11 protein-coding genes are annotated in these 9,770 nt (G+C 67.2%); 7 read left to right on the top strand and 4 right to left on the bottom strand.

Translation table 11 applies throughout. The features are described 5' to 3' along the window. The coding region (locus GOPIP_RS15750; RefSeq protein ID WP_006370712.1) for an MFS transporter at positions 1–1,063 on the top strand (1,063 nt) is incomplete at its 5' end. Here GOPIP_RS15750 and GOPIP_RS15745 read toward each other — a convergent pair. Further along, the gene (locus tag GOPIP_RS15745) at positions 1,053–1,904 is read right to left on the bottom strand and encodes a helix-turn-helix transcriptional regulator (protein WP_006370711.1); all 852 of its coding nucleotides are present in this window, start codon (positions 1,902–1,904) and stop codon (positions 1,053–1,055) included. The genes GOPIP_RS15750 and GOPIP_RS15745 overlap by 11 nt on opposite strands. 103 nt (positions 1,905–2,007) lie before the next feature. Here GOPIP_RS15745 and GOPIP_RS15740 point away from each other — a divergent pair, with 103 nt between their 5' ends. Continuing rightward, positions 2,008–2,751, top strand: a complete 744-nt coding sequence (locus GOPIP_RS15740) for an SDR family oxidoreductase (protein WP_006370710.1) — start codon at positions 2,008–2,010, stop codon at positions 2,749–2,751. A gap of 29 nt (positions 2,752–2,780) precedes the next feature. Here the strand turns inward: GOPIP_RS15740 and GOPIP_RS15735 are convergent, their stop codons facing one another. From GOPIP_RS15735 to GOPIP_RS15725, 3 genes are all read right to left on the bottom strand, one after another. Further along, a complete protein-coding gene (locus GOPIP_RS15735) occupies positions 2,781–3,638 on the bottom strand; it encodes a ParA family protein (protein ID WP_006370709.1) in 858 nt (285 codons plus the stop codon). A 96-nt stretch (positions 3,639–3,734) separates the two neighbouring features. Further along, positions 3,735–3,968, bottom strand: a complete 234-nt coding sequence (locus tag GOPIP_RS15730; protein WP_006370708.1) for a hypothetical protein — start codon at positions 3,966–3,968, stop codon at positions 3,735–3,737. A gap of 62 nt (positions 3,969–4,030) precedes the next feature. Beyond that, a complete protein-coding gene (locus tag GOPIP_RS15725) occupies positions 4,031–4,576 on the bottom strand; it encodes a hypothetical protein (protein WP_014360856.1) in 546 nt (181 codons plus the stop codon). 183 nt (positions 4,577–4,759) lie between these two features. Between GOPIP_RS15725 and GOPIP_RS15720 the strand changes: the two genes are divergently transcribed. From GOPIP_RS15720 to GOPIP_RS15700, 5 genes are all read left to right on the top strand, one after another. Further along, positions 4,760–5,233: an NUDIX hydrolase gene (locus GOPIP_RS15720; RefSeq protein WP_035728179.1), complete on the top strand. Its 474-nt coding sequence runs from the start codon at positions 4,760–4,762 to the stop codon at positions 5,231–5,233. A 96-nt stretch (positions 5,234–5,329) separates the two neighbouring features. Beyond that, the gene (locus GOPIP_RS15715) at positions 5,330–6,331 is read left to right on the top strand and encodes an NADP-dependent oxidoreductase (protein WP_006370705.1); all 1,002 of its coding nucleotides are present in this window, start codon (positions 5,330–5,332) and stop codon (positions 6,329–6,331) included. 61 nt (positions 6,332–6,392) lie between these two features. Next, entirely contained in the window at positions 6,393–7,223 is an 831-nt protein-coding gene (locus GOPIP_RS15710; RefSeq protein WP_006370704.1) for an aldo/keto reductase, read from the top strand. Between the two features lie 82 nt (positions 7,224–7,305). Then, positions 7,306–8,493 carry an aminotransferase class I/II-fold pyridoxal phosphate-dependent enzyme gene (locus GOPIP_RS15705; RefSeq protein WP_006370703.1) on the top strand — a complete coding sequence of 396 codons (1,188 nt, stop codon included), beginning with the start codon at positions 7,306–7,308 and terminating at the stop codon, positions 8,491–8,493. Between the two features lie 5 nt (positions 8,494–8,498). Further along, a complete protein-coding gene (locus GOPIP_RS15700; RefSeq protein WP_006370702.1) occupies positions 8,499–9,704 on the top strand; it encodes a serine hydrolase domain-containing protein in 1,206 nt (401 codons plus the stop codon). Positions 9,705–9,770 lie beyond the last annotated feature (66 nt).

Below are 9,770 nucleotides of genomic sequence, written 5' to 3'. Positions count from 1 at the left end.
ACTGACCGGGCTGATCGGCGGCGTCATCGTGTTGGCCGCGTTCGTGTTCATCGAAACCAAGGTCGACAGCCCACTGTTCGAACTCAGCCTGTTCAAGAACCGGTCATTCACCTTCGGCAACCTCGCCAACCTCGCCGGTTCCATCGGCCGTGGCGGTTTGCAGTTCATCCTCATCATCTGGCTGCAGGGCATCTGGTTGCCGCAGCATGGCTACGACTACTCCCGTACCCCGCTGTGGGCCGGTATCTACATGATCCCGATGACCATCGGCTTCCTCATCAGCGCACCGGTTTCCGGAGCACTCTCGGACAAGCTCGGCACCAAGTGGTTCACCACCATGGGCATGCTGATCACCGCGGGTACCTTCGGCGCGCTGATCGCGATGCCGGTGAACTTCACCTACTGGGTGTTCGCTCTCGCGCTCCTCATCAACGGCATCGGGATGGGCCTGTTCGCCTCACCCAACCGCGCCGAGGTCATGAACTCCCTACCGGTCACCTCCCGCGGCTCCGGCGCGGGCATGATGACCACCTTCCAGAACGCCGCGATGGTCCTGTCGATCGGCCTGTTCTTCTCGCTGATGATCGCCGGGCTCTCCACCCACCTGCCCGACGCCATGTACTCGGGTCTGACGGCCAACGGTATGCCCGCACCCGCTGCCGACGGGATTGCCCACATCCCGACCGTCGGTATCCTGTTCGCGGCATTCCTCGGCTACAACCCGATCCGTGAAGTCGCCGGCCAAGCACTGCAAGGACTCCCCCAAACCAGCGTCGATCACCTCACCGGCCTCAACTTCTTCCCCCACCTGATCAGCGACCCCTTCTCCGACGGCCTCACCGCAGCATTCACCTTCGCACTCATCTGCTGCGTCCTCGGCGCCATCGCCTCACTGTTCACCGGCTCGAAGCCCACCACCGTCGAAACCGTCCCTGCGACAGACACATCGGAGCCGCGTTTGTCGGTGGGTGAGGAACTCGCCTCGGTCGCCGGCGAGGCGTCGGGCGCGTGCCCGTCGGAACTGGTCGACAGCACTGCGGCGCGTGAACACCTCAGATCGTGACCGCCGAGAGCATCGACAGTTTCTCGTGGCTTTCGCTTCCGGGTATCGCGGTGTACACCAGCAGGGCGTGCGCGCGGTCCGGGTCGAGGAGCGTCTGACAATTCACCTCGATCAGGCCGAGGTCGGGATGCAGGAGACGCTTGACGTCGTCGGCGAGTCGGGTGCCGACGTCGTGCTCGTCCCACAATTCGGCGAACTGCGGACTCTGCGAACGTAATTCGTCGGCCACCTGCGCCGCACGCGACCGCGGGCCCTGCATCGTCACCGCTGTCCGCAGGCGCGCGGTGTGCGCTCGCGCGTGATGGTCGTGATCGGCCTCGGGAAACCGTGCGCGTGTCGCCTCATCGGTGAACCACCGGTAGGTGATGCTGCGGCGATACCCGGTGTGAACACTGTCGTCACCGATGAGCGCCACGCACAACGCGTTCTGCCACAACGTTTCTCCCGCACTGTTGACGACCATCGCCGGGGTGTCGGTGAGCCGGTCGACGATCCGCATCATGCCGGGGCCGACGTGATCGTCGTGCGCCATCCGATCCGGTGGATTCAGGCCGGCCAGCCGGAACAGGTGGTCGCGTTCGTCGAGCCGCAGGTGCAGCGCCTGAGCGATCGCGGCGATCATCTGCGCCGACGGATGCGGCCCACGCTGCTGTTCGAGCCGGCTGTAGTAGTCCGTCGACATACCGGCCAGCTGCGCCAACTCCTCGCGACGCAGCCCGCGGGTGCGTCGGCGGACTCCGGCGGGCAGCCCGACGTCGGCCGGTTGCAGCGCATCGCGCCGGGAACGCAGGAACTGTGCGAGTCCGGCTCGGTCGATGGTGGTTCCGAGGCTGGTGATCATCTGTCCACAACTACTCCGGCCGGCCGGCACGATCCAGGGATCACCGATCCGTGGATGGGTGGGCCCTGGCGGGCAGGGGTACACCGATGGTGAAGTGGCATCCATGAAACTCACCGACAACACCGTTTTCATCCCCGGCGCGACCTCCGGCATCGGCCTGGGGTTGGCACTGCGCCTGCACGAGCTCGGCAACACCGTGATCATCGGTGGACGCCGTACGGCGCTGCTGGACGAGATCGCCGCGGCCCACCCCGGCGTCCACACCGTCCGCATCGACACCGCCGATGCCGACGACATCACCCGGGTGAGCACCGAAGTGCAGCAACGTTTTCCCGAGACCAACGTGCTCATCGCAATGGCCGGGATCATGCGCCCGGAAGACTTGACCACAAGCGGTTTCCTCGACACCGCGGAGGCCGTGGTGACAACCAACATCCTGGGACCGTTGCGACTGGTCGCCGCGTTCACCGAATTCCTCTCCGGCCGTCCCGACGCCACCATCATCACCGTCTCCTCGGGACTCGCCTTCACCCCGATGGTCGCCACCGCGACCTACAGCGCCTCCAAGGCGGCGATTCACTCATTCACCGACTCGTTGCGAGTGCAGTTGGCGCCCAAGGGGATCGACGTCCTGGAGCTGGTCCCTCCGGCCGTACAAACCGACCTCATGCCCGGACAGGCGCAGGCCGAGTGGGCGATGCCGCTCGAGGAATTCCTCGACGAGGTGCTGAGCCTGCTGCCCGACGCGACCGGTGAGATCCTCGTCGAACGGGTCAAGCCGCTGCGCCATTCGGAGGCGCAGGGCACGCGTCGTGAGCTCATCGAGCAACTGGCCCAGCTGAGCTGATCGATGTGTCCGCCGGCGAGTGCCCGCGGTCAGTGGAGTTTGACCAACGCTTCGGTCATGACCGCACGCGTGAGTGCCTCGAACTGCTCGTAGTGGCCGTGATGGCCGTACTTGGCGCGCAGCGTCGGCCACGGCTCGAACGCGGCGGCCGCGCCGACGACGTTGCCCTCGTGGATGTAGGCGGGCAGCACGTTCTGGATGGTGGTGTCACGACGCAGCCGCTTGACCGTGTCCTGGTGCAACACCGACGACGGCCGATACTTGCTGATGACGACTCCGAGCTCGCGGATGTCGCGTCCGATCTCTTCGGCAAAGTCGGCGACGTGCCGCTGGACATGCGGAATGGCATAGGTGGACAACACGTCCGGGATGGTCGGGATGAGGAAGCCGTCGGCGCAGGCGAGCCCGTTGAGGGTGAAGGGTCCCATGGTGGGTGGGCAGTCGATCAGGACGAAGTCGTAGTCGTCGGCGACGGGTGCGATGGCGCGGCGCAGGATCTCCACGGCGGCGGCGTGGTCGTCGGCCAGTACCCGCCGCGCACTCAACTCCTCGGCGAGCTCGATCAGGTCCAGCGATGCCGGTAGCAGGTCCACACCGGTGACCTCCGCCACCGACGACACCCCACGCTGTAGCACGGCCTCACGATCGAAATACGCGGTCCCGTCGAGGGCGTCGGAGAACAGCGTGGCAAGGGTCCGGCCCCGATCGTTGAGTTCGAGCCAACGCTCGGGGCCGATCATGACCGTCGTCAGGCTGGTCTGGGCGTCCAGATCGACCAGGAGCACCCGTTTGCCGAATACGGCGGACAAGAATTCGGCGACCCCGGCGGTCACCGTCGTCTTGCCCACCCCGCCCTTCAGACTGATGGTGGCGATCACCCTCGGCATGAGGGGAGGGTAACCGCAGTGGGGTCATCGTCGCAGGTCGACGCTTTCTCTGCGAGTCTGCGTCGGCTGGTCTGCTCCGGCTCCCCCTCTCCGGGATCAGAAGCCGGACGACGTGGGTCCGCCCTTGCTGCGGGAGGCCCGGAGCAGCATGATCGCACCGTAGACGGCCAGGCCGATCAAACCGATCCAGAACAGTCCCTTGAGGATTGGTCCGAGCATCGCCAGTGCGATGAGGACGATCGCGATGATGCCCAGGACCTTCCAGAAGTTCGGGCCGTTGCGGCGTGCGCTGCCGTCGTGGGTGGTGGTGGCGTCTGTTGTGGTGTTCATGACTCCACCATGCGCCGTCCGTCGGCCGAATTCACTGGTCAGCACGGTTTCTGGGGGAAAGATCAGGGGTCTCCCCCATCCGAGCCGCGCCCTGCGGCGCGGGCCCGGGGGTCGGGGTCACCGGTGGTGTAGTGGCAACCCAGGACTGCGGGACCACTGATCGCACGGCGGTCCCGAAACCAGGCGACGCACACGTCCGCGACGCAGCCGCGTGAACGGGTGAGCAGATATCCGTGCGTGCAATCACGGAACCGATCCTCGTAGTTCCAGCGGTCGAGCATCGCGCGCGGTACCGCGTATCCGGCAACCGCCGGGATGGTCATCACTGTCGTCGAGAGCCTGACCATGAAGGTTTGGTCACGCAGTACCAGGATCTGAGCACACGGCACGTCGCCGGCATCGTCGGAGTCGTCGTACTCGGCGGGACCGAGGTCGAGGACGCCGCCGGCGGGGATGCCCGCCACCGAGTCGGCGAGCCAGTCACGCATCGCCGTCCAGGCCAGGACCGGATCGGGTTCGCCTGTTTCGGGCGTGACGAGATCGGGTGTGTTGGGGTCGGGTGTGTTGGGGTCGGGAGCATCGAAATCGGGGGTGTGTGGGTCGAACACCGTGGCCTCCTCTGCGTCGGGATGGGCCCAGTGAAGCATCGGCCACCGACAAGAACTCGAACGCGAGTGCGATTCGCCGATCTGGCGCCTTCGACCAGCGCGAATGTGAACACGGTCACCGGCGCTGGCGCGGCGCGCCCGCGCGCCCGGCGGTGTGCGGATGCGGAAGGCAAGATCGTCATCATGCCGATCCCCGAATTCATCCGTGATCTTCGTGCGCACGTCGGACATGCCCCGCTGTGGCTGTCGGGGGTCAGCGGGGTCGTCGTCGACGACTCCGGCCGCGTGTTGCTGACCCACCGAGCCGACACCGAGGAGTGGGCAGTGGTCTCGGGGGTCCTCGAGCCCGGCGAAGAACCCGCGCACGCGATCGTTCGGGAGATCGCCGAGGAAACCGGGATCACCGCAGCCGTCGACCGTCTGACGAGCATCGACGTGACACCGATGATCACCTATCCGAACGGGGACCAGACGCAGTATCTCGACGTCTGCTTCCTCGCGCGGCACGTCGACGGTGAACCGCGCGTCGGCGACGACGAGAACCTCGCGGTGGCCTGGTTTTCCCCCGACGATCTGCCGGAGCCGCTCGCGGAGACGACACGTCAGCGTCTGGCCCGCGCCCTCGACGGGGACGAACGCGCCTGGTTCCGTCGCTGAGGTCGATCTCGCTGAGGTCAATGTCCTGAGGTCAATGTCCCTGAGGTCAACGTCACCGTCGGAATATCGCGCGGCCCGGGTGTCCTTGAACCGAACATGGCCGATTCCCCGAACACCAACACCCCAGACACCAACGACAACACCCTCGACATCGACTCCGCCGCGGTGACCGCCCGACAGGTCGTCGCCGTGCGGTACGGCGACCCGGTCGAGGCCCTCGAGGTCGTCAAGGCCGAGCTGCCGGTCCCCGATCCGGGGCAGGTCGTGGTGGCGGTCGAGGCGATCGGGGTGAACCCGATCGACGCGAAGATCATCCGGGGTTTCATGGGCACCGACGAGTCCGCCCTGCCGCGACCTGTCGGCAATGAGTTCGCAGGCACCGTTAGGGCCGTCGGCCCCGGTACCGACGATCTCGCCGTCGGCGATCCGGTCATCGGCTATCCGGTGCCCGGCGCGTACGCCGACCACGTTGTGGTCGCCACCGACCGGCTCCATCGCCGGCCCGAGAGCCTCGACGTTCAGCGCGCCGCCGGCCTGTTGCTGGTGGGCATGACCGCCGCCGATGCCATCGCCACCGCACACGTCGCCGACGGCGATGTCGTCGTGGTGCACGGCGGCGCGGGTGCGGTGGGTGTCGTCGCCGTCCAACTCGCCGTGAAGGCCGGGGCGACGGTCATCGCCACCGCCGCGCAGACCAATCACGAGTATCTGCGCGGGCTCGGGGCGATCCCGGTCACCTATGGCGACGGGCTGATCGAGCGCATCCGCGAGGCGGCGCCGGGGACGGTCACCGTCGCCATCGACACGGTCGGCACCGATGAGGCGATCGATGTCTCGCTGGAACTGGTGGCCGATCGTTCACGCATCGTGAGCATCGCCGCCTTCGGTCGCGCCGAGGACGGCATCGTGTTGATCGACGGATCGAGCAGCGACAGCAAGCGCCACCGGGCCGAGGCCATCGAGCCGCTGATCGCCGCGGCCGCCGACGGGTCCCTGGTGACCGAGGTCGCCGCAACGTACCCTCTGGACAGGGCCGGTCACGCATTGGCCGACCTGTCCGGGCGCCACCCCCGGGGCAAGTTCGTCCTCCTCCCGTGAGGTACTCCCCCCGTGCGCGCCTGGCGGGTCCACACTCCACCATCACAGTGAAAGGTGTTTCATGACAGTCCCTTCCATCACACTCAACAATGGCGTCGAGATCCCTCAGCTCGGTTTCGGGGTCTTCCAGATCAAGCCCGAAGACACCGTCGAGGCCACCCTCTCGGCCCTCGAGGTGGGTTATCGTCACATCGACACCGCGCAGATGTACGGGAACGAAGCCGAAGTCGGTGAGGCAGTACGCAAGTCGGGCATACCGCGCGACGAGGTCTTCATCACCACCAAGCTCAACAACAGCTTTCACGCCTTCGACGACGCCCTCGAGGCCACCGACAAGTCCCTGGAACGGCTCGGTGTCGAGCACGTCGACCTGTATCTGATCCATTGGCCGCTGCCCGAGGTCGGCGATTTCGTCGAGACCTGGAAGGCGATGGAGAAGATCTACGCCGACGGCAAGGCCCGCGCGATCGGTGTCTCCAATTTCCAGAAGCATCACCTCGAGCGCCTGTTCGCCGAGACCGAGGTCGTGCCCGCGGCCAACCAGATCGAGGTGCACCCCTACCTCACCCAGAACCCGTTGCGCGCCTTCGATTCCGAACACAACATCGCCACCGAGGCATGGTCGCCGATTGCGCAGGGCGACGTCCTCGATGATCCGGTGCTGAAGAAGATCGCCGAGGAGAAGGGCCGCACGGTGGCACAGGTGGTGTTGCGCTGGCACATTCAGCGCGGCGACATCGTCTTCCCCAAGTCGGTGACGCGCTCGCGGGTCGAGGAGAACTTCGCGCTCTTCGACTTCGATCTCTCCTCCGAGGACATGGCTGCCGTCGACGGCCTCAACAAGGACAAGCGGCGCGGACCCGATCCCGACACGTTCAATTACGTTCCCTGACCGACCCGTGTCCTGACCCACCGTTGACCTGACCGGCCCACCCACCGACCCCTCCGGCGCGCGCCGTGAGCAGAATGTGTCCATGCACATCTCGCGGCGCGCGCACCGGGTGGCACCCTTCTACGCGATGGAGTTCGCCAAGAAGGCCGCGGCCGTGGAGGCGGCCGGACACCGGGTCATCCGACTCAACATCGGCGAACCGGATTTCGGCCCGCCCCCGCAGTTCCTCGCCGCCGCCCGCGACGCCGCCGACGGCCGGCCGATGGCCTACACCGAGGCCCTCGGCACCGTCGAGCTGCGCGAGGCGATCGCCGGGTTCTACGCGACACACTTTCGCGCCGAGGTCGATCCGCGTCGGGTCGCCGTCACCACCGGTGCCTCGGCGGCGCTGCTGCTGACCTGTGCTGCGCTGATCGACGACGGCGACGGCGTCCTCATCGGCGACCCGTCCTATCCGTGCAATCGGCAGTTCGCCGAGAGCTTCGGAGCGCGGGTGTCGTTGATTCCCACGACACCGGAAACGTATTACCAACTGACACCGGACCTCGTCACACGGTCGTGGAAAGAGGAGACACGCGGGGTGATCGTGGCATCGCCGTCGAATCCGACGGGTACCTCGATCCCCCACGACGACCTGCGTCGGCTGTGCCGCGACGTCACCGATCGCGGTGGGTGGAGCATCGTCGACGAGATCTACCTGGGCCTCGCCGACCCCGACGCCGACGGCCATCCGCCGCGCAGTGTGCTCACCGACCCGACCGCAACGGCGTCGACCGTCGTCATCAACAGTTTCTCCAAGTACTTCGGCATGACCGGATGGCGGCTGGGGTGGGCGATCCTGCCCGACGGCCTCGTCGACGTCGTCGAGCGGCTCGCGCAGAACTACTACGTCAGTCCGCCGACCCCGGCGCAGCACGCGGCCTTGAGTTGTTTCACCCCGGAGTCGCTCGGTGTCGCCGAGGATCGTCGACGGGAGTTCGTCAATCGCCGTCGCCTCGTCCTCGACGGTCTCGAGCGCATCGGCCTGCCCGTCCCGGTCCCGCCGGACGGCGCGTTCTACGTCTACATCGACGTCTCGCCGACGGGCCTGGGGTCGGCGGAGTTCTGCGACCGTGCCCTGCTCGAGGCGCACGTCGCGCTCACCCCGGGCAAGGATTTCGGCGTCGCCACCGCCGACGACCACATCCGGCTGTCGTATGCGGCCTCGACCGCCGATCTCACCGACGCACTCGAGCGGTTGGAGCGCTTCGTCGGCGACCTGGCAGGGTAGTCGCCATGGCGACACCCACACCACACTCCGCACCACACGCCGCACCGGACGCCGCGACCGACCGCATCGCCCGCGCTGCCGACGACTGGTTGCGTTCCACCGACACCTCGGCCCTGCCCGGCGTCGTCACCGGGGTGAGCACCGCCGAGCAGACCGTCCACCTCGGTTCCGTCGGCCCGATCGCCACCGACTCGGTACTCGCCCTCTACTCGGTCACCAAGTCGCTCACCGCAACCGTCGCGCTGCAACTCGTCGACGACGGCGTCCTCGACCTCGACGCCCCCGCTGCCGAGTACGAGCCCCGTCTGGCCGGACTCACCGTGCTCGACGGATGCGACGGCGACGGCACGCCGCGCCTGCGGGAACCGGCAAGCATCCCGACCACCCGGCAACTCCTCACCCACACAGCGGGTTTCGCCTACGCCTTCTTCGACGCGGACTTCACCCGGGTGGCCCGGGCCCAGGATCTGCCGGACGTGGCCACCGGCACCGTCGAATCCTTGGGTACGACGCTGATGTTCGATCCCGGCACCCGCTGGGAGTACGGAACCAACCTCGACTGGGTCGGATTGGTGATCGAGGGCATCACCGGCCACCGCCTCGGTGACACGATGACACAGCGGTTGTTGACGCCACTGGGCATGTCCGACACCACCTTTGCGCGCGACGGTGCCGCACTGGCCCGTGCCGCCGTACTGCACGCCCGTCTGCCCGACGGCTCCCTCAAGGCGCTGCGCGCCCCGACGGCGCCGGATGCACCACCGGTCGACATGGGCGGGCAGGGCCTCTACTCCACGATCCCCGACGTCCTTCGGTTCCTGCGGCTGTGGCTGCGCGGCGGGCGCACCGAGCACGGCGAGCAACTCCTGCGACCGGAGACGGTCGCCGCGGCCACCGCCGATCAGCTCGGCGACCTGCAGGTCACCGCACTGCCCGGCGTCGATCCGCGACGCACCCGCGACGCGGAATTCTTCCCCGGCATCGCCAAAGGCTGGAATCTTCTCGCGATGACCAACGAGACCGACGCCCCCACCGGGCGCCGCGGCGGCTCCTACGGGTGGGCCGGACTGGCGAACGTGTACTTCTGGATCGATCCGTCGAGCGGGATCGCCGGCGCCTGGGGGACCCAGCTCTTCCCGTTCGCGGACCCGACGGCAATGACCGCAGCGCTGGATTTCGAGGCCGCGGTGTACCGAGCGCTCGACGACTGAAACGCCGACGACGCAGACCCCGACGACCGGCGCAGACCTGTGTCGACTTCGGGTTTGTGTGTCCTG

The organism is Gordonia polyisoprenivorans NBRC 16320 = JCM 10675 (assembly GCF_000241325.1).
Lineage (GTDB): Bacteria > Actinomycetota > Actinomycetes > Mycobacteriales > Mycobacteriaceae > Gordonia > Gordonia polyisoprenivorans.
The sequence above is the reverse complement of the archived record's forward strand: the minus strand, read 5'-3'. Positions and strand labels throughout refer to the sequence as shown.

What these genes read in the sequence shown, in the direction of transcription:
- GOPIP_RS15745 (WP_006370711.1), bottom strand. Translation starts at nt 1,904, where the DNA reads ATGATCACCAGCCTCGGAACCACCATCGACCGAGCCGGACTCGCACAG.
- GOPIP_RS15740 (WP_006370710.1), top strand. Translation starts at nt 2,008, where the DNA reads ATGAAACTCACCGACAACACCGTTTTCATCCCCGGCGCGACCTCCGGC.
- GOPIP_RS15735 (WP_006370709.1), bottom strand. Translation starts at nt 3,638, where the DNA reads ATGCCGAGGGTGATCGCCACCATCAGTCTGAAGGGCGGGGTGGGCAAG.
- GOPIP_RS15730 (WP_006370708.1), bottom strand. Translation starts at nt 3,968, where the DNA reads ATGAACACCACAACAGACGCCACCACCACCCACGACGGCAGCGCACGC.
- GOPIP_RS15720 (WP_035728179.1), top strand. Translation starts at nt 4,760, where the DNA reads ATGCCGATCCCCGAATTCATCCGTGATCTTCGTGCGCACGTCGGACAT.
- GOPIP_RS15715 (WP_006370705.1), top strand. Translation starts at nt 5,330, where the DNA reads ATGGCCGATTCCCCGAACACCAACACCCCAGACACCAACGACAACACC.
- GOPIP_RS15710 (WP_006370704.1), top strand. Translation starts at nt 6,393, where the DNA reads ATGACAGTCCCTTCCATCACACTCAACAATGGCGTCGAGATCCCTCAG.
- GOPIP_RS15705 (WP_006370703.1), top strand. Translation starts at nt 7,306, where the DNA reads ATGCACATCTCGCGGCGCGCGCACCGGGTGGCACCCTTCTACGCGATG.
- GOPIP_RS15700 (WP_006370702.1), top strand. Translation starts at nt 8,499, where the DNA reads ATGGCGACACCCACACCACACTCCGCACCACACGCCGCACCGGACGCC.